Source organism: Klebsiella sp. RHBSTW-00484 (assembly GCF_013705725.1).
Classification (GTDB): Bacteria; Pseudomonadota; Gammaproteobacteria; order Enterobacterales; family Enterobacteriaceae; genus Klebsiella.
Window position 1 is genome coordinate 6,242,314 of sequence record NZ_CP055481.1, and the last position, 22,789, is coordinate 6,265,102.

Annotated in this window: 18 protein-coding genes, 1 tRNA gene, 3 rRNA genes and 1 pseudogene; 9 read left to right on the forward strand and 14 right to left on the reverse strand. The window is 50.9% G+C overall.

Annotated features, from left to right (window positions below; genetic code table 11):
* The first annotated feature begins 2 nt into the window (after positions 1–2).
* Together glnG and HV213_RS29340 are read left to right on the forward strand one after the other, a co-directional pair.
* Positions 3–1,412 (forward strand): nitrogen regulation protein NR(I), encoded by a 1,410-nt coding sequence (gene glnG / locus HV213_RS29335; protein WP_110276072.1) that lies wholly within the window; start codon positions 3–5, stop codon positions 1,410–1,412.
* A gap of 110 nt (positions 1,413–1,522) precedes the next feature.
* Positions 1,523–1,633 (forward strand): YshB family small membrane protein, encoded by a 111-nt coding sequence (locus HV213_RS29340; RefSeq protein WP_110276071.1) that lies wholly within the window; start codon positions 1,523–1,525, stop codon positions 1,631–1,633.
* A gap of 37 nt (positions 1,634–1,670) precedes the next feature.
* Here the strand turns inward: HV213_RS29340 and hemN are convergent, their stop codons facing one another.
* Together hemN and yihI are read right to left on the reverse strand one after the other, a co-directional pair.
* Entirely contained in the window at positions 1,671–3,044 is a 1,374-nt protein-coding gene (hemN, locus tag HV213_RS29345) for an oxygen-independent coproporphyrinogen III oxidase (protein ID WP_181484284.1), read from the reverse strand.
* A gap of 188 nt (positions 3,045–3,232) precedes the next feature.
* On the reverse strand, positions 3,233–3,739 hold the full coding sequence (gene yihI / locus HV213_RS29350; RefSeq protein ID WP_110276068.1) for a Der GTPase-activating protein YihI: 507 nt from the start codon (positions 3,737–3,739) through the stop codon (positions 3,233–3,235).
* A 583-nt stretch (positions 3,740–4,322) separates the two neighbouring features.
* Here yihI and yihA point away from each other — a divergent pair.
* Positions 4,323–4,955 (forward strand): ribosome biogenesis GTP-binding protein YihA/YsxC, encoded by a 633-nt coding sequence (gene yihA / locus HV213_RS29355; protein ID WP_110276067.1) that lies wholly within the window; start codon positions 4,323–4,325, stop codon positions 4,953–4,955.
* Positions 4,956–5,092: 137 nt separating this feature from the next.
* Here the strand turns inward: yihA and HV213_RS33830 are convergent, their stop codons facing one another.
* Together HV213_RS33830 and polA are read right to left on the reverse strand one after the other, a co-directional pair.
* Positions 5,093–5,140, reverse strand: a complete 48-nt coding sequence (locus HV213_RS33830; protein ID WP_071892919.1) for a small protein SpfP — start codon at positions 5,138–5,140, stop codon at positions 5,093–5,095.
* 164 nt (positions 5,141–5,304) lie between these two features.
* A complete protein-coding gene (polA, locus tag HV213_RS29360) occupies positions 5,305–8,094 on the reverse strand; it encodes a DNA polymerase I (RefSeq protein WP_181484285.1) in 2,790 nt (929 codons plus the stop codon).
* 396 nt (positions 8,095–8,490) lie between these two features.
* Here polA and HV213_RS29365 point away from each other — a divergent pair, with 396 nt between their 5' ends.
* The gene (locus HV213_RS29365; RefSeq protein WP_181484286.1) at positions 8,491–9,387 is read left to right on the forward strand and encodes an acyltransferase; all 897 of its coding nucleotides are present in this window, start codon (positions 8,491–8,493) and stop codon (positions 9,385–9,387) included.
* Between the two features lie 49 nt (positions 9,388–9,436).
* Here HV213_RS29365 and dsbA read toward each other — a convergent pair whose 3' ends face one another.
* The 3 genes from dsbA to HV213_RS29380 form a co-directional block, all read right to left on the reverse strand.
* Positions 9,437–10,063 carry a thiol:disulfide interchange protein DsbA gene (dsbA, locus tag HV213_RS29370; protein ID WP_181484287.1) on the reverse strand — a complete coding sequence of 209 codons (627 nt, stop codon included), beginning with the start codon at positions 10,061–10,063 and terminating at the stop codon, positions 9,437–9,439.
* Between the two features lie 27 nt (positions 10,064–10,090).
* Positions 10,091–11,077 carry a serine/threonine protein kinase gene (locus tag HV213_RS29375; protein ID WP_181484288.1) on the reverse strand — a complete coding sequence of 329 codons (987 nt, stop codon included), beginning with the start codon at positions 11,075–11,077 and terminating at the stop codon, positions 10,091–10,093.
* 75 nt (positions 11,078–11,152) lie between these two features.
* Entirely contained in the window at positions 11,153–11,422 is a 270-nt protein-coding gene (locus HV213_RS29380) for a YihD family protein (RefSeq protein WP_110276062.1), read from the reverse strand.
* Between the two features lie 71 nt (positions 11,423–11,493).
* Between HV213_RS29380 and mobA the strand changes: the two genes are divergently transcribed.
* Complete coding sequence (mobA, locus tag HV213_RS29385; RefSeq protein WP_181484289.1) at positions 11,494–12,075, forward strand: molybdenum cofactor guanylyltransferase MobA; 582 nt, start codon at positions 11,494–11,496, stop codon at positions 12,073–12,075.
* On the forward strand, positions 12,072–12,578 hold the full coding sequence (gene mobB / locus HV213_RS29390; protein WP_181484290.1) for a molybdopterin-guanine dinucleotide biosynthesis protein MobB: 507 nt from the start codon (positions 12,072–12,074) through the stop codon (positions 12,576–12,578). The genes mobA and mobB overlap by 4 nt, the downstream gene beginning before the upstream one ends.
* Positions 12,579–12,721: 143 nt before the next feature.
* Here the strand turns inward: mobB and rrf are convergent.
* The 4 genes from rrf to HV213_RS29410 form a co-directional block, all read right to left on the reverse strand.
* Positions 12,722–12,837 (reverse strand): 5S ribosomal RNA (gene rrf, locus HV213_RS29395).
* A 67-nt stretch (positions 12,838–12,904) separates the two neighbouring features.
* Positions 12,905–15,813 (reverse strand): 23S ribosomal RNA (locus HV213_RS29400).
* Positions 15,814–16,030: 217 nt separating this feature from the next.
* Positions 16,031–16,105 (reverse strand) — tRNA-Glu (locus tag HV213_RS29405).
* An 87-nt stretch (positions 16,106–16,192) separates the two neighbouring features.
* Positions 16,193–17,732: ribosomal RNA gene (locus tag HV213_RS29410) — 16S ribosomal RNA — on the reverse strand.
* Together the 16S, 23S and 5S rRNA genes with 1 tRNA gene alongside form the textbook arrangement of a ribosomal RNA operon.
* 480 nt (positions 17,733–18,212) lie before the next feature.
* On the opposite strand from HV213_RS29410, the gene HV213_RS29415 reads away from it, so the two are divergent.
* A complete protein-coding gene (locus HV213_RS29415) occupies positions 18,213–18,920 on the forward strand; it encodes a FadR/GntR family transcriptional regulator (protein WP_112215580.1) in 708 nt (235 codons plus the stop codon).
* Positions 18,917–19,426: pseudogene (locus HV213_RS29420) on the forward strand (MFS transporter); the annotation flags it as partial. The gene HV213_RS29415 and the pseudogene HV213_RS29420, both read left to right, overlap by 4 nt.
* A gap of 53 nt (positions 19,427–19,479) precedes the next feature.
* On the opposite strand, the gene HV213_RS29425 reads toward HV213_RS29420, so the two are convergent.
* From HV213_RS29425 to HV213_RS29435, 3 genes are read right to left on the reverse strand one after another with little or no spacing between them, the layout of a single operon-like run.
* A complete protein-coding gene (locus HV213_RS29425; protein WP_004574636.1) occupies positions 19,480–20,769 on the reverse strand; it encodes an ISL3-like element ISPpu12 family transposase in 1,290 nt (429 codons plus the stop codon).
* Between the two features lie 21 nt (positions 20,770–20,790).
* Complete coding sequence (gene lspA, locus HV213_RS29430; protein ID WP_003821921.1) at positions 20,791–21,303, reverse strand: signal peptidase II; 513 nt, start codon at positions 21,301–21,303, stop codon at positions 20,791–20,793.
* A gap of 3 nt (positions 21,304–21,306) precedes the next feature.
* Entirely contained in the window at positions 21,307–22,203 is an 897-nt protein-coding gene (locus tag HV213_RS29435) for a cation efflux transmembrane domain-containing protein (RefSeq protein WP_004364974.1), read from the reverse strand.
* Between the two features lie 95 nt (positions 22,204–22,298).
* Here HV213_RS29435 and cadR point away from each other — a divergent pair, with 95 nt between their 5' ends.
* Positions 22,299–22,706, forward strand: coding sequence for a Cd(II)/Pb(II)-responsive transcriptional regulator (gene cadR / locus HV213_RS29440; protein WP_004364961.1), 408 nt, complete (start codon positions 22,299–22,301; stop codon positions 22,704–22,706).
* The last annotated feature ends 83 nt before the right edge of the window (positions 22,707–22,789 follow it).

The following is a 22,789-nucleotide window of genomic DNA, read 5'->3' on the forward strand; positions in this document are numbered from 1 at the left end:
TTATGCAACGAGGGATAGCATGGATCGTTGATGACGATAGCTCCATCCGTTGGGTGCTTGAACGCGCGCTCACCGGGGCTGGCTTGAGTTGTACAACGTTTGAGAGCGGCAGCGAGGTGCTTGATGCCCTCACCACCAAAACCCCGGATGTCCTGCTGTCTGATATCCGTATGCCGGGAATGGATGGGCTGGCGCTGCTGAAACAAATTAAACAGCGTCACCCGATGCTCCCGGTCATCATAATGACGGCGCATTCAGATCTGGACGCGGCGGTCAGCGCTTATCAGCAAGGTGCCTTTGATTATCTGCCAAAACCGTTTGATATTGATGAAGCGGTGGCGCTGGTCGACCGCGCAATCAGCCATTATCAGGAACAACAGCAGCCGCGAAATGCGCCAATAAATAGCCCAGCGGCCGATATTATCGGCGAAGCGCCAGCAATGCAGGACGTTTTTCGCATTATAGGCCGCCTGTCGCGTTCCTCCATCAGCGTGCTGATCAACGGCGAGTCTGGTACCGGTAAAGAGCTAGTTGCCCATGCTCTGCACCGCCACAGCCCGCGCGCTAAGGCACCATTTATCGCGCTGAATATGGCGGCAATCCCCAAAGACTTGATTGAATCAGAACTGTTCGGCCACGAGAAAGGGGCCTTTACGGGCGCGAATACCGTACGCCAGGGGCGTTTTGAACAGGCAGACGGCGGCACGTTGTTCCTCGATGAAATCGGCGATATGCCGCTGGACGTACAAACTCGGTTGCTGCGCGTGCTGGCTGATGGCCAGTTTTATCGCGTAGGCGGCTATGCTCCGGTGAAAGTGGATGTGCGCATTATCGCCGCCACCCACCAGAATCTTGAGCTGCGCGTACAGGAAGGAAAATTCCGCGAGGACTTATTCCACCGCCTGAACGTGATTCGCGTCCATCTCCCGCCGCTACGCGAGCGTCGGGAAGATATTCCGCGTCTGGCGCGCCACTTCCTGCAAGTTGCCGCTCGTGAACTCGGCGTTGAAGCCAAGCTACTGCACCCGGAAACGGAGATGGCGCTAACCCGGCTGGCCTGGCCGGGTAACGTGCGTCAACTGGAGAACACCTGTCGTTGGCTGACGGTGATGGCGGCAGGCCAGGAGGTTCTGACCCAGGATCTTCCCAGTGAGCTGTTTGAAACCGCGATACCGGATAATCCGACGCAAATGCTGCCGGATAGCTGGGCCACGCTGTTGGGGCAATGGGCCGACCGCGCTTTACGTTCCGGTCATCAAAACCTGCTGTCAGAAGCACAGCCGGAGATGGAGCGCACGCTATTGACCACCGCGCTACGCCACACTCAGGGGCATAAACAAGAAGCAGCACGCCTGCTGGGATGGGGCCGTAATACGTTGACACGTAAGCTAAAAGAACTGGGAATGGAGTAGTAGAACAGTGTCGTGTAAAAAATAGTCTGCCAGCGCAAACTGCTGCTATTTTGTACTTTACTGTTCAAATGCGTTGAGTATGATCGTGCCCGGAAAGACAGGGGGAAATCATGCTTGAATCACTCATAAATATTATATCGAGCGGTGTCGCAGCCGGTCATACCCCGCAGACGGCAATAGCTGCTGTTTTGTGTGCGGCGATGGTTGGATTGTTTAGCTGATAATTCACCCTCTCCCGGCAAGGAGAGGGTGAATAGATTAAATCACGCGTGAAAACTGCTGCATCCGTGCTTTCTGGCGCAAATATGCGTCAAAGCACATGCATATGTTGCGAATCAGCAAGCGGCCTTTCGGCGTCACCTGAATCCCTTTCTCATCCACATCCACCAGCCCGTCTTTGGCCAGCGGCGCCAACAGTTTCATATCTTCAGTGAAGTAGTCATTGAAATCTAAGCCCCACTGAGTTTCTACAGCGGAGAAATCGAGACGGAAATTGCAGATCAGCGCTTTAATAACATCGCGACGAATACAGTCATCGCGAGTCAACGCAATGCCACGCCATAAGGCCGTTCCGGTTTCATCAATCTGCTGATAATACTGCTTCAGCTCTTTTTGGTTCTGCGCATAGCAGTCGCCAATCATACTGATCGCCGAAACACCCAGCCCCAGCAGATCGGAATCCCCTTGGGTGGTATAGCCCTGGAAGTTGCGATGCAAAATACCTTCACGTTGGGCTATCGCCAGTTCATCGTCCGGACGAGCAAAGTGGTCCATACCGATAAACTGATACCCCGCGGCGGTCAGCGAATCGATAGTCTCCTGCAGGATATCCAGCTTTTGCTCGGCAGAAGGCAAATCGGCATCTTTGATTTTGCGCTGTGCGGCGAAGAGCGTCGGCAAATGCGCATAGTTAAATACGCTCAGACGATCGGGATTTAGCTCAGCCACCCGCTGGAGCGTAAATGCAAAGCTCTCTGGCGTTTGCTTCGGCAGTCCGTAAATCAGATCGATATTGGTAGAAGTAAAGCCAATCTCTCGGGCATGGTTGAGCAGGGCGAAGATAAACTCTTCATCCTGCTCGCGGTTCACCAGGCGCTGCACCTCTTTGTTGAAGTCCTGCACGCCCATGCTCAAGCGGTTGAAACCTTCAGCGCGTAAATGATCCAGTACATCAAGCTCAATTTCACGTGGATCGACTTCAATGGAAATCTCAGCCTCGGCATTAAAATTGAAATGCGTACGCAGCAGGCTCATCAGGCGGCTAATTTGCGCCTTATTTAAATATGTCGGCGTACCGCCGCCCCAATGCAGTTGGTTAACCTGGCGACCCGCAAAAAGCGGCGCGCGATGGATAATCTCCTGCTCAAGGACGTCCAGATACTGATCGGCTTTATGCTGCTGGCGGGTGACAATTTTATTGCAGCCACAAAAATAGCAGAGCTTATGGCAAAACGGGATATGCACATATAGCGATAGAGGTCGCTGCGGATAACGGGCTACCGCTGCATCAAATTCAGCAGCGCCAAATTCCGGAGAAAACTCCAGCGCGGTGGGGTACGAAGTATAACGCGGCCCGGAATAGTTATATTTTTGGATCAGGGCCAGATCCCAGTCGATTAACTGCACAGACATGCTCACTCCTTCCGATGGTGCCGTCGGCGGGTACGCCGCTCCGGCCCAACCACACCTGGGGTAATGAGCCGGTTGCGCAGCCATTTCTGACGCCGCGACAACCGTCGTAGTTTAACGAATAACCACAGCAGATAACATATAACCAAAAGGGTTATAAGTAGGACCGGGAATCCGATGGGGTGCAAATGTTAGTTTCCGCCCTTCAGCAAACGCATCATATCTTCTTTGCGTTCTTCCTCTTCTTCATCTTCGTCATCATCGTAGGAGAGGCCGAGCTGTTGCATCAGTTCATCAATACGATCCAGTTTGGCATCAACCCAGGTCTGCTCTTCAGCATTCAAGGTTCCGCCCTCTTCCAGACGTTCCAGCAGCGCGTCCAGGCGCTCATCGTTCTCCAGCAAATCCAGCTCAGCCTGCGGTGAAAGCATAGGTTTCTCGCTCTTCGGTTTGTGCTGCTTAATCACTGGGGCATTCTCTGTCACACCCAGCGGGATCGGTTTTTTGCTGCCAATGCGCGGATCTTGCTGTTGGCCTTGTTTTTTACCCGCAGAGGCGGCATCACCACCGGTCGCACGACTTCCTGCCGCATGACCGCGATGTTTCTTCTGCTGCTTACGATCGCGAGCTTCCTGGTTCAATTCTTCACGCGTTTTGCGACTTTTTTTGCCACGAGGTACAGATGTCGGTTTTTTCATGGTGTTAATCTTCAGGCCGTTTTCTTCAGTATAGAATTGAGGCGGAATCTAGCAGAAAGCAAGCAAAGAAAAAAGGCGACAGATTACTCTGTCGCCTTTTTCCGCACTGACAACCCTTAATGGGTTTCTACTTTCCATGTTAGCTAACGACAACCCCTGTCTTTCCTTTAGCTACCAACAGTCCCTGTTACATCCATTTCCTTTTAAAACGTCTCCAGACGCCTGTCATCCTGACAATCCGTAGTCCTCGCCTCCTGGCGCTTCCTGACACCTCGTCCTGAGTATTAATCCTGTTAGCTTCCTTCGCCCTTGCCCGCTACTTTACTGGTTTAAGAAAAACCTACAACCAGCAACGGTATAAAAAATGCTAATTTCAGAATCTTCTCTTCATTTAATTGTATGATTTATAGAGCGTTAGTTATTTTTTAATCAGGCTTTTCTCACAAATGTCTTATATCAACAATGGCCAATGTCTCACAAAGCATGTGGCTTTTACTCACACCAGTGGGTTGCGGTAAAAACAGCCTTTTTCTATTGTTCAGGTATAATCCCCGTCATAGCCTGATTAACGGAGACGACCGTCTTGACCAACTGGAATTATCAACTGACGCATTTTGTCACTAGCGCACCAGATATCCGCCATCTTCCTTCTGATACCGGTATCGAAGTGGCATTCGCTGGCCGCTCTAACGCAGGGAAATCCAGCGCCCTGAATACGCTGACTAACCAGAAAAGCCTTGCTCGTACATCAAAGACGCCTGGTCGTACGCAGCTCATTAACCTGTTTGAAGTTGCTGAGGGAAAACGTCTGGTCGACCTGCCAGGCTATGGTTACGCTCAAGTTCCTGAAGAGATGAAAATCAAATGGCAGCGGGCGCTGGGTGAATACCTGGAAAAACGCCTGTGTCTTAAAGGACTGGTCATACTGATGGATATCCGGCATCCGCTTAAAGATCTCGATCAGCAGATGATCCTATGGGCCGTCGAAAGCGATATCCCGGTTCTTGTGCTGCTGACTAAAGCCGATAAGCTGGCCAGTGGCGCGCGCAAAGCCCAGCTCAACCAAGTCCGTGAAGCAGTAATCGCATTTAATGGTGATGTGCAAGTGGAAGCATTTTCTTCCCTGAAGAAGCAGGGCGTAGATAAACTGCGTCAGAAACTGGATAGCTGGTATAACGACATTCCTCCTCAGGAAGAGCCTGAAGACGGCGAGTAATTATCGTCAATTTTCCCGGGTATGGGCATACAGAGCCTTATCCGGGCAGCCTGCCTTGCCAATATCAATACGCAAAAAATTTTCTTTCACGCAATAAAAAACGCCCCGGTCATAAATGACCGGGGCGGCTAAAATATTCAGCCAAATCCGATTACGTGAAGTAAAAGGTCTGAAAGATAGAACATCTTACCTCTGTACCCTACGTCTTTAACTCTACTCTTGTTTCCGTTATGGATAAAGCATTTTTGTAGTTTATTTTCAGTCTTTACATAGCAAATTCAAATGATCATCACAAAACGGTATAAGTTATGTTACTCACTTACAAAAAATGGCCTTATGTACTGAACACTTAGTGCGCTTGATCCCAATTTTCCCCACTCCCCACTTCTACCAGCAGCGGAACTGCCAGCGTCGTGCTGCTTTCCATCAGTTCGTGGATCTTTTTCGCGACCGTATCTAAATCGTCTTTATGAACTTCGAAGACTAATTCATCGTGTACCTGCATGATCATACGCACTCGCGGTTTTTCACTTAACAACCAATCATCTACAGCGATCATTGCACGTTTAATGATATCCGCAGCAGTTCCCTGCATCGGCGCGTTGATTGCCGCACGCTCAGCGCCAGCGCGACGTGCTCCGTTGCTGGATTTAATGTCCGGCAAATAGAGTCGGCGGCCATCGAGCGTTTCAACATACCCCTGCTCTTTTGCCTGCGCACGGGTACGCTCCATATAATCCAGCACACCTGGATAGCGCTCAAAGTAGAGGTCCATATATTTCTGCGCTTCTTTACGCGGAATATTGAGCTGTCGCGCAAGGCCAAATGCGCTCATCCCGTAAATCAGGCCAAAGTTGATGGCCTTTGCGCTGCGTCGTTGTTCGCTGCTCACGCTTTCAAGCGGTAAACCAAAAACCTCTGCCGCAGTAGCACGGTGGATATCTTTCCCCTCCGCAAACGCGGTTAGCAAACCCTTATCGCGCGACAGGTGCGCCATAATGCGCAATTCAATTTGCGAGTAGTCGGCGGAGACAATGAGGTAATCTTCCGGAGCAATAAACGCCTGACGAATACGGCGTCCTTCTTCGTTACGTACCGGAATGTTCTGCAGGTTCGGATCGGTAGATGACAGGCGTCCCGTTGCAGTGACCGCCTGGTGATAAGATGTATGCACGCGACCCGTTTTCGCGCTGATCATCAGCGGCAGCTTATCGGTATAAGTGGATTTGAGTTTTGCCAGGCCACGATATTCAAGGATAACTTTTGGCAGCGGATAATCCAGAGCCAGCTCTTCCAACACCTCTTCCGACGTAGACGGAGCGCCGCCCGGCGTCTTCTTCAGTGGTTTAATCCCTTGTTTTTCAAACAGGATGGTTTGCAGCTGCTTAGGCGATGAGAGGTTAAACTCTTCACCTGCAATATCATATGCCTTCTTCTCCAGCTCAATCAGGCGCTTGGCGATTTCCTGAGAATGCGCATGCAGCACGGCTGGGTCAATCTTCACGCCGTTGCGCTCAACGCGGGATAACACTGGCACTAACGGCATTTCTATATTTTTAAAGATGTTCAGCGGGCCTTCATTCTGCTGAAGCTTTGGCCACATCTTCAAATGCAGTTGCAGAGTCACGTCAGCATCTTCCGCCGCGTAACGACCTGCTTCTTCCAGTGCGATTTGATTAAAGGTGAGCTGATTTTTACCCTTGCCGGCAATCTCTTCAAAGGTAATAGTTTTGTGCTTCAACCAGCGATCGGAAAGGCTATCCATATCATGGCGGCCCGCTACGCTGTCAAGAATGTAGGACTCCAGCATGGTATCAAAGGCAATACCGCGCAGCTCAATACCGTAGTTAGCCAGAATACCGCGATCATACTTAAGGTTCTGTCCAACTTTCAGAGCCTTATTATCTTCCAGTAAGGGCTTCAGCAGTTCCAGCACGCGGTCGCGCGGGATCTGATCCGGCGCATCCAGATAGTCATGAGCAACTGGTACATAAGCTGCGATGCCTGGCTCAACGGCGAATGACAGGCCGACCATATTGGCGGATACATTATCAAGACTGTCAGTTTCGGTATCAAAAGCAAAAAGCGGCGCTTTCTTCAATTTTTCGATCCACGCCGTCAGCGTTTCTTCATCAAGAATCGTGACATAGTTTTCAGAGGAGAGCGTTGCCGCTGTCTCTTCTTCAGCATCTGTAGCATCTGCCGCTACTTCGACTGGTTTCGCGGTAGGTTTAGCGCCTTTCGCCTGCATCCATTTACCGGACTCAACATCGGTTATCCAGCGTTTGAATTCATACTTTTTAAACAGCGTCAGCAGTTCATCCGCTGCGGGTTGCTCAACGAGCAGTTCTTCACAGCTCAAATCCAGTTCAACATCCGTTTTAATCGTTGCCAGCTGATAAGAGAGATACGCGACCTCTTTATTCTGCTCTAGCTTCGCCGCCATCGTTTTAGATCCGCGGAAGCTCAGGCCGGCGATTTTCTCAGACTCCGCATACAGCGTATCAAGCCCACCCAGCCCCTGTAGTAACGCTTGCGCGGTCTTTTCGCCGACCCCAGGGACGCCAGGAATGTTGTCCGACGAGTCACCCATGAGAGCAAGGAAATCAATGATCAGTTCAGGTGGAACGCCGTATTTTGTGACGACTTCATCCGGACCAAGAATAGTGTTAGTCATCGTGTTAATCAGGGTAATACCCGGCGTAACTAACTGAGCCATATCTTTATCACCCGTGCTAATCAGCACTGGACGACCTGCCTTTTCAGCTTCACGCGCCAGTGTACCGATCACATCATCAGCTTCAACGCCCGGAACAGCCATCAGAGGTAAGCCCATCGCCTTAACCATGGTATGCAGCGGCTCGATCTGCGCACGCAGATCGTCCGGCATCGGTGGACGATGAGATTTATAGTGCTCAAACAATTCATCACGGAAAGTCTTCCCTTTAGCATCAAAAACCACGACCGCATGAGTCGGTTGATACTGTAGGATCAAGCTTCGCAGCATATTCAGTACGCCGTACATTGCGCCAGTCGGTTCACCAGCGCTGTTAGTCAGCGGGGGAAAAGCGTGATATGCCCGGTAAAGGTAAGAGGAGCCGTCAACGAGGATGAGAGGGTTTTCTGGGATCTGAACCATAATTTCCGTGCCTGTTTATCAGATTATGGGTAAAGGATGCCACAGACGGGCATTAAATCCTGAATTTTTCCCCTATTTCCTCGAAAAGATTCATTGATCTCCACGATCATTGCACAACTTCATCTGTGGATAACTTTGTGTATAGTTTTAAAATGATAGCTAGGCAACTCTTAATAAAATAGCCCTTCAAATAATTAATTCATATTTATCATTTAGTTAACGTTATATTTTTTATCGTAATGTCGTTTTGATGACTCAATGCTCCATGTGGATATAAGATCCGGAAATTTTTCTGCTCTGGTAAGACCCGTTATTTGCTGTATTTTCTGATAAAATCAGTCCCTTGCGCTGTTTAAATGCGTTTTTTGTCAGCCTAACTTTCTGAATAAACTAACTATGTCGAGATTACTCGCTGCGATAACCCTTCCGCTGAGTATCGCCCTTACTATCTTAGTCACTATAATCTGCTCGGTGCCGATAATCATCGCCGGACTGATTAAACTTCTTGTGCCGATTCCTGCGGTCTGGCGCTCGATATCTGTTTTCTGCAACTTCATGATGTATTGCTGGTGTGAAGGGTTGGCACTACTGCTACATCTTAATCCGTGGTTAAAATGGGATGTTCAAGGTATTGAAGGCCTGAACAAGAGAAACTGGTATTTACTTATCAGCAACCATCACAGTTGGGCTGATATCGTGGTGCTCTGTGTGCTGTTTCGCAAACATATCCCAATGAATAAATACTTTCTCAAACAGCAACTAGCCTGGGTACCGTTTATTGGTCTTGCTTGCTGGGCCCTGGACATGCCGTTTATGCGTCGTTACTCACGTGGTTATTTAATTCGTCATCCAGAACGTCGCGGTAAAGATGTTGAAACCACCCGTCGTTCCTGCGAGAAATTCCGCGTCCACCCAACGACTATCGTTAACTTTGTCGAAGGTTCACGTTTTACTGAAGAAAAGCAGCGTCAGACTCGCTCACCCTACAATAACTTATTACCCCCAAAAGCTGCGGGTATTGCTATGGCATTGGGCGTGCTGGGATCGCAGTTTGATAAGCTGCTCAACGTGACGTTATGTTACCCAGAGAATAACCACAGGCCATTTTACGACATGCTAAGTGGTCGATTGACGCGGATTGTGGTGCGAATAAATCTGGAGCCTGTAGCTGAAGATCTACATGGCGACTATGTGAATGATAAAAACTTTAAGCGCCACTTCCAGCGTTGGTTAAATATGCTGTGGGAAGAAAAGGATCGTCAACTGACGGAAATAATGCGGCAGAAAAAATGATTTTAGTCGCTGAAAAGAACAACGCCGGTCAATGACCGGCGTTTGTTTTTTATTTCTTCTCAACTAACTGCTTAACAGTATCGGCATACTGAGCAACAAATGCGTCCATGTTGCTGGTATCCATCCCTTGCGGGTTAATCTGATATTTTCCGTTAACGTACATCGCGGGTACGCCCTGCAGTTGGAAATCAGCAGCAGCTTTTTCTTGCTGAGCAACCAGAGATTTCACCACGAAGCTGTTCCACGCCGCATCGTACTCTTCGCCTTTCACACCGGAATCAACAAAGATTTTACGGATATCGGCCACGGTCTGGACGGACTGGGTTTTCTGTACCGCTTCAAACATTGGAACAGTAATCTTGTCTTCCACGCCCAGCGCCATCGCCACAGCCCACGCCTGAGTCAGAGATTTGCCCATCTCCCCCCCCATAAACACAACGTGGTATTTGGTCATCTTGACGCCTTCAGGCAGCTTTTTCTTCACGTTATCTGACACATGAAGCACATCTTCGAACTGGTAGCAATGCGGGCAGTAGAACGAGAAGAACTCGAGCACCTGAGGCCCGCCAGCAACTGGCTTATCGAGGGTGATGTACTGCTTACCGTCGGTGATCTGGGCAGCGGATGCACTAAAAGCCAGAATCATACCAGCCAGCGCCAGCCAAATTTTGTTCATGATTAATTCTCTCCTGGATATTTCACATTAATACATTGGCGTTAACTGAAGAGGGGGTTCCTGCAGAACCTTCACCTGCTCAAGAAAAGTTGTTGTCTGCCCGCGCCAGTAATCTTCCCCGGTTAACCATGGGAAATTTATAGGGAAAGCAGGATCATTCCAGCGTCTGAGCAACCACGCCAGATAATAAACTAACCGCATCGCACGTAAAGGTTCGATGAGAGCGATTTCATCCGTATTAAAAGAGCTGAACTCTTCATAGGCTTCAATGATCATCTCAAGCTGCATCCGCTGCTCGGCTTTATCTCCATTTAACAGCATCCAGAGATCCTGGATAGCAGGACCATTACGCGCATCATCTAAATCAACAAACAGAGGGCCATCACGCCAGAGGATATTTCCGGCATGGCAGTCACCGTGCAAACGTAAGATATTAGCGTTCCCGTGCCATTGTGCCATTACAGCATCAATCAGTTTATCGGTAGAGCTGAGAAAGGCCTCTTTCAAACCAGCAGGAATCAATGGGGAGAGCTCGAAGACCTGGCGTGGCTCAAGGAGATATTCATTAGTACCAATCTCCGGGCGAGCGACAAAACGCTGCTTGCGACCTGTCTGATGCATACGGCCAAGATAGCGCCCAACCCATTCCATCTGATCGAGGTTATCCGCCTCAAACTGACGTCCACCTAGGCTTGGGAAAACGGCAAAGAAGAATCCCTGATGCTGGTGAAGCGTACTTTCATGGAAAGATAATGGCGCCGCAACGGGAACATCATCCTGCACGAGTTGAAGGGTAAACTGATGTTCTTCGAGGATTTGTTCTGCAGACCAGCGTTCAGGACGATAGAACTTCACCACATAGCGGTGGCGATCTTCGTCCTGAAACTGGTAAACGCGGTTCTCATAGCTGTTAAGCGGGGTGAGCCCAGAGTCCACCCGCATACCCAGATCAAACAAACCATCAATGATGGTATCCGGGTGAAGCGTCTGAAAATTGAAAGCCTTATCGTGCATCCTGACATCCGATAATCGTGCGAATGATTCAGGATATCATCTCATTGCCTGTTCCGTGGCAGCGCTTACAACCTTTTACTCTTTAATGACTCCGCGAGCGCGAAGCAATGCGGTTTTGAAGTCTTCTTCATAATCTTTCTGAATACCGGGAATAACGGCCTCTTTTGTCGAGTCGCGCATTTTCAGATGATAAATCAGAATATCGTCGGAAAGATCGCTTAATTCCCCCGTATAACCGGCCTCTTTGGCCAGTTTTTGCAAGAATTGAATCAAATTTAGTTCAGGTTCTTTCTGCCAGGCAGGCTGGAGGAGTTCAATGACTTCATTCAGACGTTTACATTTCATAGTAATGCTCCTTACTCTAGATAAAGACACGTTAGCAGGGACAATCCCACAATGAAAGAGGCGATATTGATATGCAACGCGAGGTAATAACCGGTGTCGTGTTGGCTGGAGGAAAGGCGACGCGCATGGGGGGAGTGGATAAAGGATTGCAGATGTTAAAGGGTAAGCCATTGTGGTGCTACGTCGCCGATACGCTGGAACCACAGGTGGATAAAATGGTTATTAGCGCCAATCGGAACCTTGATAGCTGGCAAACCAGCGGTTATCCGATTATTACCGATAGTATGAATGATTTTCCAGGCCCTCTGGCCGGGATGCTATCTGTCATGCAGCATGTTGAAAGCGAGTGGTTCCTGTTTTGTCCATGTGATACTCCTTTTATCCCCGCTTTTCTGGTCGAGCGCTTAATACAGAATAAGAAATTATCTCCAGTAGTTTGGGTACATGATGGTGAACGCGACCATCCGGCTATCGTTTTGGTAAATCATAAGGTCACAGCAGAACTTGAAACCTATTTGGCCGCAGGCGAACGGCGAGTCATGGTATTTATGCGCAAAGTTGGTGGGCATAATGTTGATTTTAGCGATGTGAAATCAGCATTCATGAACGTAAATACCCTCGATGACTTACAGAATATGCAGGTGTCATCATGATTCCCCTTCTGGCTATCGCGGCCTGGAGCGGTACGGGTAAAACAACATTACTGAAGGAACTGATCCCGGAATTATGTGCGAAAGGCTTACGACCTGGGCTTATCAAACATACTCATCATGACATGGACGTGGATAAACCTGGTAAAGATAGCTACGAGCTACGCAAAGCCGGAGCTGCACAGACTATTGTCGCCAGTTCACAGCGCTGGGCCTTAATCACAGAAACACCAAATAAAAACGAACTGGATCTTAGCTGGCTAGTAAGCAGAATGGACCCTTCAACGTTGGATTTAGTGTTAGTCGAAGGTTTTAAGCATGAGCCAGTACCAAAGATCCTACTTTACAGGCACAACAGTGGGCACCATATAGATGAACTGGTATTTGATGAACACGTTATTGCCGTGGCTAGCGATATTCCTGTCGAGACTTCACTTCCGCAGTTAGACTTAAATAACATCCCGCAAATCGTGGATTTTATTTTACAGTGGTTACACAAGTCCTAATCAGATCTCAATAGAAAAGAAAATTTTTTGCTGTATGAGAAATGCATGCTCGGATAAAGCTTCATCGCGCTTTGTCTGATTTTTTATGATGTACAAAAACGCAAAAAGCCCATCCGTCAGGATGGGCTCTTCACTTAATTAATGCCTGGCAGTTCCCTACTCTCACATGGGGAGACCCCACACTACCATCGGCGCTACGGCGTTTCACTTCTGAGTTCGGCATGGGGTCAGGTGGGACCACCGCGCTGTTGCCGCCAGGCAAATTCTGTTATCTGTATCACGCTGAAAATCTTCTCTCAATTCCGCCAAAACATCTTCGGCGTTGTAAGGTTAAGCCTCACGGTTCATTAGTACCGGTTAGCTCAACGTATCGCTACGCTTACACACCCGGCCTATCAACGTCATCGTCTTTAACGTTCCTTCAGGACTCTCAGGGAGTCAGGGAGAACTCATCTCGGGGCAAGTTTCGTGCTTAGATGCTTTCAGCACTTATCTCTTCCGCATTTAGCTACCGGGCAATGCCATTGGCATGACAACCCGAACACCAGTGATGCGTCCACTCCGGTCCTCTCGTACTAGGAGCAGCCCCCCTCAATTCTCCAGCGCCCACGGCAGATAGGGACCGAACTGTCTCACGACGTTCTAAACCCAGCTCGCGTACCACTTTAAATGGCGAACAGCCATACCCTTGGGACCTACTTCAGCCCCAGGATGTGATGAGCCGACATCGAGGTGCCAAACACCGCCGTCGATATGAACTCTTGGGCGGTATCAGCCTGTTATCCCCGGAGTACCTTTTATCCGTTGAGCGATGGCCCTTCCATTCAGAACCACCGGATCACTATGACCTGCTTTCGCACCTGCTCGCGCCGTCACGCTCGCAGTCAAGCTAGCTTATGCCATTGCACTAACCTCCTGATGTCCGACCAGGATTAGCTAACCTTCGTGCTCCTCCGTTACTCTTTAGGAGGAGACCGCCCCAGTCAAACTACCCACCAGACACTGTCCGCAACCCGGATCACGGGTCCACGTTAGAACACCAGCCATTAAAGGGTGGTATTTCAAGGTTGGCTCCATGCAGACTGGCGTCCACACTTCAAAGCCTCCCACCTATCCTACACATCAAGGACCAGTGTTCAGTGTCAAGCTATAGTAAAGGTTCACGGGGTCTTTCCGTCTTGCCGCGGGTACACTGCATCTTCACAGCGAGTTCAATTTCACTGAGTCTCGGGTGGAGACAGCCTGGCCATCATTACGCCATTCGTGCAGGTCGGAACTTACCCGACAAGGAATTTCGCTACCTTAGGACCGTTATAGTTACGGCCGCCGTTTACCGGGGCTTCGATCAAGAGCTTCTCCTTACGGATAACCCCATCAATTAACCTTCCGGCACCGGGCAGGCGTCACACCGTATACGTCCACTTTCGTGTTTGCACAGTGCTGTGTTTTTAATAAACAGTTGCAGCCAGCTGGTATCTTCGACTGAGTTCAGCTCCGTGAGCAAGTCACTTCACCTACCATCAGCGTGCCTTCTCCCGAAGTTACGGCACCATTTTGCCTAGTTCCTTCACCCGAGTTCTCTCAAGCGCCTTGGTATTCTCTACCTGACCACCTGTGTCGGTTTGGGGTACGATTTGATGTTACCTGATGCTTAGAGGCTTTTCCTGGAAGCAGGGCATTTGTTACTTCAGCACCGTAGTGCCTCGTCATCACACCTCAGCGTTGAATGACGTTCCGGATTTACCTGGAACATCCGCCTACATGCTTAAACCGGGACAACCGTCGCCCGGCTAACATAGCCTTCTCCGTCCCCCCTTCGCAGTAACACCGAGTACAGGAATATTAACCTGTTTCCCATCGACTACGCCTTTCGGCCTCGCCTTAGGGGTCGACTCACCCTGCCCCGATTAACGTTGGACAGGAACCCTTGGTCTTCCGGCGAGCGGGCTTTTCACCCGCTTTATCGTTACTTATGTCAGCATTCGCACTTCTGATACCTCCAGCAGCCCTCACAGGCCACCTTCAACGGCTTACAGAACGCTCCCCTACCCAACAACGCATAAGCGTCGCTGCCGCAGCTTCGGTGCATGGTTTAGCCCCGTTACATCTTCCGCGCAGGCCGACTCGACCAGTGAGCTATTACGCTTTCTTTAAATGATGGCTGCTTCTAAGCCAACATCCTGGCTGTCTGTGCCTTCCCACATCGTTTCCCACTTAACCATGACTTTGGGACCTTAGCTGGCGGTCTGGGTTGTTTCCCTCTTCACGACGGACGTTAGCACCCGCCGTGTGTCTCCCGTGATAACATTCTTCGGTATTCGTAGTTTGCATCGGGTTGGTAAGTCGGGATGACCCCCTAGCCGAAACAGTGCTCTACCCCCGAAGATGAGTTCACGAGGCGCTACCTAAATAGCTTTCGGGGAGAACCAGCTATCTCCCGGTTTGATTGGCCTTTCACCCCCAGCCACAAGTCATCCGCTAATTTTTCAACATTAGTCGGTTCGGTCCTCCAGTTAGTGTTACCCAACCTTCAACCTGCCCATGGCTAGATCACCGGGTTTCGGGTCTATACCCTGCAACTTAACGCCCAGTTAAGACTCGGTTTCCCTGCGGCTCCCCTATACGGTTAACCTTGCTACAGAATATAAGTCGCTGACCCATTATACAAAAGGTACGCAGTCACCCCATTAAAGAGGCTCCTACTGCTTGTACGTACACGGTTTCAGGTTCTGTTTCACTCCCCTCGCCGGGGTTCTTTTCGCCTTTCCCTCACGGTACTGGTTCACTATCGGTCAGTCAGGAGTATTTAGCCTTGGAGGATGGTCCCCCCATATTCAGACAGGATACCACGTGTCCCGCCCTACTCTTCGAGTTCACAGCCTGTGTGTTTTTGTGTACGGGAGTATCACCCTGTACCCTGCGACTTTCCAGACGCTTCCACTAACACACAAACTGATTCAGACTCTGGGCTCCTCCCCGTTCGCTCGCCGCTACTGGGGGAATCTCGGTTGATTTCTTTTCCTCGGGGTACTTAGATGTTTCAGTTCCCCCGGTTCGCTTCGTTAAGCTATGTATTCACTTAACGATAGTGTGTCGGAACACACTGGGTTTCCCCATTCGGAAATCGTCGGTTATAACGGTTCATATCACCTTACCGACGCTTATCGCAGATTAGCACGTCCTTCATCGCCTCTGACTGCCAGGGCATCCACCGTGTACGCTTAGTCGCTTAACCTCACAACCCGAAGATGTTTCGTAAAACACTTCGTGCTGCAAAAATTTGAGAGACTCGAACACACTGTCATTCTGTTCTTATTACGGAGAACAGACGCAGCATGTCGTTTCAATTTTCAGCTTGATCCAGATTTTTAAAGAGCAAATATCTCAAACGTAACTCACTGAGTTAGTTTTGAGATATCGGTGGGTTGTGTCTTTCACTCACAGCCAGCAAGTGGCGTCCCCTAGGGGATTCGAACCCCTGTTGCCGCCGTGAAAGGGCGGAGTCCTAACCGCTAGACGAAGGGGACACGAGGTGTCGCGACTTCGCAGCCGTCTTGCTTCTTTACATTCATCAGACAATCTGTGTGGACACTACAAAGGCAGGTTCTTTAAGGTAAGGAGGTGATCCAACCGCAGGTTCCCCTACGGTTACCTTGTTACGACTTCACCCCAGTCATGAATCACAAAGTGGTAAGCGCCCTCCCGAAGGTTAAGCTACCTACTTCTTTTGCAACCCACTCCCATGGTGTGACGGGCGGTGTGTACAAGGCCCGGGAACGTATTCACCGTGGCATTCTGATCCACGATTACTAGCGATTCCGACTTCACGGAGTCGAGTTGCAGACTCCGATCCGGACTACGACATACTTTATGAGGTCCGCTTGCTCTCGCGAGGTCGCTTCTCTTTGTATATGCCATTGTAGCACGTGTGTAGCCCTACTCGTAAGGGCCATGATGACTTGACGTCATCCCCACCTTCCTCCAGTTTATCACTGGCAGTCTCCTTTGAGTTCCCGGCCGGACCGCTGGCAACAAAGGATAAGGGTTGCGCTCGTTGCGGGACTTAACCCAACATTTCACAACACGAGCTGACGACAGCCATGCAGCACCTGTCTCAGAGTTCCCGAAGGCACCAAAGCATCTCTGCTAAGTTCTCTGGATGTCAAGAGTAGGTAAGGTTCTTCGCGTTGCATCGAATTAAACCACATGCTCCACCGCTTGTGCGGGCCCCCGTCAATTCATTTGAGTTTTAACCTTGCGGCCGTACTCCCCAGGCGGTCGACTTAACGCGTTAGCTCCGGAAGCCACTCCTCAAGGGAACAACCTCCAAGTCGACATCGTTTACAGCGTGGACTACCAGGGTATCTAATCCTGTTTGCTCCCCACGCTTTCGCACCTGAGCGTCAGTCTTTGTCCAGGGGGCCGCCTTCGCCACCGGTATTCCTCCAGATCTCTACGCATTTCACCGCTACACCTGGAATTCTACCCCCCTCTACAAGACTCTAGCCTGCCAGTTTCGAATGCAGTTCCCAGGTTGAGCCCGGGGATTTCACATCCGACTTGACAGACCGCCTGCGTGCGCTTTACGCCCAGTAATTCCGATTAACGCTTGCACCCTCCGTATTACCGCGGCTGCTGGCACGGAGTTAGCCGGTGCTTCTTCTGCGAGTAACGTCAATGAATGCGGTTATTAACCACATCCCCTTCCTCCTCGCTGAAAGTACTTTACAACCCGAAGGCCTTCTTCATACACGCGGCATGGCTGCATCAGGCTTGCGCCCATTGTGCAATATTCCCCACTGCTGCCTCCCGTAGGAGTCTGGACCGTGTCTCAGTTCCAGTGTGGCTGGTCATCCTCTCAGACCAGCTAGGGATCGTCGCCTTGGTGAGCCGTTACCTCACCAACAAGCTAATCCCATCTGGGCACATCTGATGGCAAGAGGCCCGAAGGTCCCCCTCTTTGGTCTTGCGACGTTATGCGGTATTAGCTACCGTTTCCAGTAGTTATCCCCCTCCATCAGGCAGTTTCCCAGACATTACTCACCCGTCCGCCACTCGTCACCCGAGAGCAAGCTCTCTGTGCTACCGTTCGACTTGCATGTGTTAGGCCTGCCGCCAGCGTTCAATCTGAGCCATGATCAAACTCTTCAATTTAAGTTTGATGCTCGTGAATTAAACTTCGTAATGAATTACGTATGTTCACTCAGAGACTTGGTATTCATTTTTCGTCTTGCGACGTTAAGAATCCATGTCACTTTGAGTGCCCACACAGATTGTCTGATAAATTGTTAAAGAGCAGTGCAACGCGGCTTTCGCTCACCGTTGCGAGGTCCCGTATAATACGTTTTCCTCATTCAGAGTCAAGCGTTTAATTTCGCTTTTCTCTGCCGGCGTTCATCGCTGAACCCCGCTAACCCGGCGGCCTGTAAGCCGTTGTTCCGTGTCAGTGGTGGCGCATTATAGGGAGTTATTCCGATGTGACAAGAGGAAACTTCAAAAAACTTTTCAACCGTCTCTTTTTTCACCACAGCAACGTGTAATGTGGCAAAAAATCGGCGTTTTGCCGTTTTAACAAACGAAGTAAGTCGCCTGATGGCATACTGATAGAGTAAAAAAGAGAAAGGAACGGCATTTATGTCTTTAAGCACACAGCAGCTGGCGGCACAAAAGAATATCTCCTGGGTATTAGCGGAGAAACTGGCGCAAAAAATTCTGACCGGCGAATATCAGCCAGAAAGCATTCTTCCTGGAGAGATAGAGCTGGGTGAGCAATTCGGCGTAAGCCGCACGGCGGTTCGTGAGGCAGTCAAAACGTTGACAGCAAAAGGGATGCTTTTACCTCGCCCACGCATCGGTACCCGCGTTATGCCACGCAGTAGCTGGAACTTTCTCGACAAAGAGCTGCTAGCTTGGTGGTTAACGGAAGATAACTTTGAAGAGGTTGTTAGCCATTTCCTCGTAATGCGCAGCAGTCTTGAACCGCAAGCCTGTTTTCTGGCGGCGAATTCAGGTAGCCCAGAACAAAGAGCACAACTCAATGCTCTAATGGCGGAGATGATTGAGTTGAAGAGAAACTTTCAGCGCGAGCGCTGGATTGAAGTCGATATGGCCTGGCATGAACATATATATGAGATGAGTGGAAATCCCTTTCTGATCTCTTTCGCTTCTCTATTCCATTCTGTCTACCACACCTATTTCACTTCGATAACCCAGAATGAAGTGATGAAGCTGGATCTCCATCAGGCAATAGTTGATGCCATCCTCGATAACGACGGTTCACGGGCGCTGAACGCCTGTCAGGCTTTGTTGAGTGCTCCAAATCATTCAAAGGGTACCGAATGAGCGAGAAGAAAGGGCGTAGTATGGCTGGGCTGCCGTGGATTGCTGCGATGGCCTTTTTTATGCAGGCGCTGGATGCCACCATTCTGAATACCGCCCTTCCTGCTATCGCACAGAGTCTCAACCGTTCACCGCTGGCCATGCAATCAGCTATCATCAGCTATACGCTTACCGTGGCCATGTTAATTCCAGTCAGCGGTTGGCTGGCTGACCGTTTTGGCACACGGAAAGTGTTTATCATCGCCGTTAGTCTGTTCACCCTGGGTTCTCTCGCCTGCGCTCTCTCAGGTTCTCTAACAGAGCTGGTTACCTTCCGCGTTATTCAAGGTATAGGTGGGGCGATGATGATGCCGGTGGCGAGGCTGGCATTACTACGCGCCTATCCGCGCAGTGAATTACTACCAGTGTTAAATTTCGTCACGATGCCTGGGCTGGTCGGCCCCATTCTCGGACCCGTACTCGGCGGTGTACTGGTCACCTGGGCCAGCTGGCACTGGATTTTTCGGGTATACGGATTTAATGGTTGATGGGGCACCTTCACCCCATCAATCTGATACCACCCTCAGATGGTTGATAGATCGACTCCGTAGTTGAGTTCCTCTGCGAAGTCCGGCAGTCCGTAACCGATGGTTTTCTTGTAGAAAGGAGAGACCTTCGCAGTCGGTGCCTTCTTCTTGTGCTTCGTGGTGTAGAGCATTCGTGCCCGCATCACCTCGAAGGAGTAACCGCGCCCTTCACGGTTCTTGTCCTTGGCCAGTCGGTTGATGGACTCCGTGTAAGCGTTGGTGACGGGCATGTCCGTCTCGAAGTAGGTCATGGTCTCTTCGCGCCAGTTTCCCACTGCCCTGACCAGATCGCTCCAGACTTCCTTTTGGCCCTTCGGGATGGTGGCTATCCACTCGTCCAGGGCGGCTTCTGCCTGGAGCCGTGTGGTGGCGTCCCAGATGCCGTAGAAGCGCTCCTTGTGCTCGTAGGCGGCCAGCAGTTGCGGGAACGCGCCTGTCCAGGTCTCCATGATGAGGCGCTCCCGGTCTGAGACTTCGTGAGCGCGTTTCAGCAGGATTTTCCGGTCTCCCTTGAGAGTCCGGCTCTGGGACGGTTTCAGCTCCTTTCTGAGGCCCTTGCGCACTCTCTCTAGGGCATCGTTGGCCATGCGCACCACATGGAACTTATCGACCACGATACGGGCCTGGGGCAGCACAGCCTTGACCGCTGCCCGGTAGGGGTTCCACATGTCCATGCTGACGATCTCGACCTTCTGCCGGTCTTTCAGCTTCATCAGGTAGTTGGTCACCACGTCCTGGCGGCGGGTGGCCAGCAGGTCGAGCAGGGTTCGCTCCTCAATGTTGGTCAGAATGCAGCGGTAGCGCTTGTTCAGGTATAGCTCGTCAATGCCCAGGATGCGGGGCGTCTCGAAGCGGTGCCAGCGCCCCAGGAACTCGGCGCGGGCGTTGAAGATGTCGCGCACCGTCTTCTCGTCCAGGCCGGTCTGTGCCGCCACAAAGGTGTAGGGGTGGTTGAAGGATTCCTTCTCCACGTACTCATGCAGCCGCAGTGTCATACGGAATCCGTCCACCATCTCCGGTAGCTGGGGCCTGAATGTTGTCTTGCAGGCCCGGCAGGTGTATCGGCGGCGGACCACCCAGAGAGTGACCCGCTTGCCGTGGATGGGCAGATCACGATAGGGAACGTCACGCTTGCCGAACCGTACGAACTCACCCTGCACGCCGCATTCCTCGCAGGCGATGGGATCGGGCACGTCCACCTGGAAGTGCATTTCGTCGTCGGTTGATTTGCAGCCCAGTACTTGGTATTGCGGCAGGTGAAGGATGTTGTCGGGAAGTTCGGTCATGGTGTTGTATAGGCGTAGGTGTCAGTCAGATCCATCCGACTCGGCATTGGTGTTTGCTTTTTTACCCAACAAGCTGCTGGAAACGAAAAGTAAGGCACCGAGGACAATTGCAATATCAGCCAGGTTGAAGGCCGGCCAATGCCAGTCTCGCCAATAGAAATCAAAGGAATCCACAACATAGCCGCGAAAGACCCGGTCAATCAGGTTGCCCATGGCGCCACCGAGGATAAGACTGTAAGCGATGGCTTCTCCTTTATGACGATTTTCAAGGATCAGCTTGATCAGAAAAATCGAGACCACTACCGCGATTCCGATAAAAAAGTAGCGCTGCCAGCCTCCACCATTCGCAAAAAGACTGAATGCGGCACCGGTGTTCCATAGGTGCACCCAGTTAAAGAACGGGGTCACCGAAACATACTCGCCATAGGCCATTGATTGCTGCACCAGCCACTTTACAGCCTGATCAGACGCTGCCAGCAGGCCCGATATGGACAATAGGGCATACGGCGAGAGCTTTTTGCCAATAATGAGCATTATTTAACCCTTCAACGCCAAAATGCGTCTGGCACCGTTAAGTACAATGCCCCCCGCGATGGTGCCGATAATCAGATCCGGATAATTGGAACCGGTCCACGCGACCAGGGCGCCGGCGGTGATGACCCCCAGGTTGATCACCACGTCGTTGGCCGAGAATATCCAGCTTGCCTTCATGTGCGCCCCGCCTTCCCGATGTTTGGATATGAGCAGCAGACAACTGGTATTGGCAATCAATGCGACGAATGCGATAGCCATCATCACCAGCGATTCAGGCTCACTACCGAATACAAAGCGTCTCACCACCTCTACGAGCACGCCCACAGCCAAGATCAGTTGCAGTACACCAGCAAGATGCGCGGCACGTACCTGCATTTTCACGCTATGTCCAACCGCATAAAGGGCAAGCCCGTACACCGCCGCATCGGCAAAATTGTCCAGGGATTCTCCAATCAGGCCGGTGGACCGGGCGATCAGACCGGCAGTCATTTCCACCACGAACAGAAGTGCATTGATGCCGAGCAACCAGCGCAGGGTCCCGGATTCTTGCTTAGCAGAAGCTGCCGAAAACTCGGCGGCCTTGATGGTCTCCGGATTTGCAGCGACGGTTTCCTGAAGCGAGGCGCCTAGCCCCAAGGTCTTCAGTTTCGAGGTGACGGGCTCGACCTCGCCGTCATGCACGACCTTCAGCCGGCGGTTCGACAAGTCGAAGGACAGCGCCCGAATCTCCTCAAAGCCGTTCAGGGCTAGGCGAATCATTCGTTCTTCTGATGGACAGTCCATCTTCGGCACGGCATAAACACTGACCCATCTCCCTGGCGCCTCGGAGGAGGCCTGTATATCGGTATCCGCTGCGGACGTTGCATCACCGCCACAGGCGCCACCACAGGATTTGCTCATGATACGACTCCACTTGAACAATGTTGTGGTACCATTTTAAACTATAAAGCTACTATAAGGTCAATAGAGTAAAGAATCCGTTGGGGAGGAGGCTGATGCGCATTGGTCAGTTGGCGCAGTTGGTAGGGGTCGAAACACAGACGATCCGCTTCTATGAACAGCAGGGCTTGTTGCCGCCGCCTGATCGGCAGGACAACGGTTACCGTGTCTATACCGAGAAGCATGGTGAGGGGCTGGCCTTCATCCGTCGCTGCAGAATCCTGGGCCTGTCACTGGCTGAGATTCACGAACTACAGAGCTATCAGGACGACCCTCATCAGCCTTGTACCGCCGTCAACGCCTTGCTCGATGATCACATCTCTCATGTGCGGTCGCAGATAACCGCTCTGCAAGCGCTTGAGAAACAACTCGTTTCACTGAGAGCGAGTTGCAACGATGACCGGGAAGTTGAGGCGTGTGGGGTTCTTGCTGGAATTAGCGAAGGAAACATGCACCAGCAGTAGGTGAAGCATCAACCAGATAATCCGATGAGATGCCGGTCTGTCTCACTCTCATGCAAAGGTAAGATCAACCATTTAATCCGCTT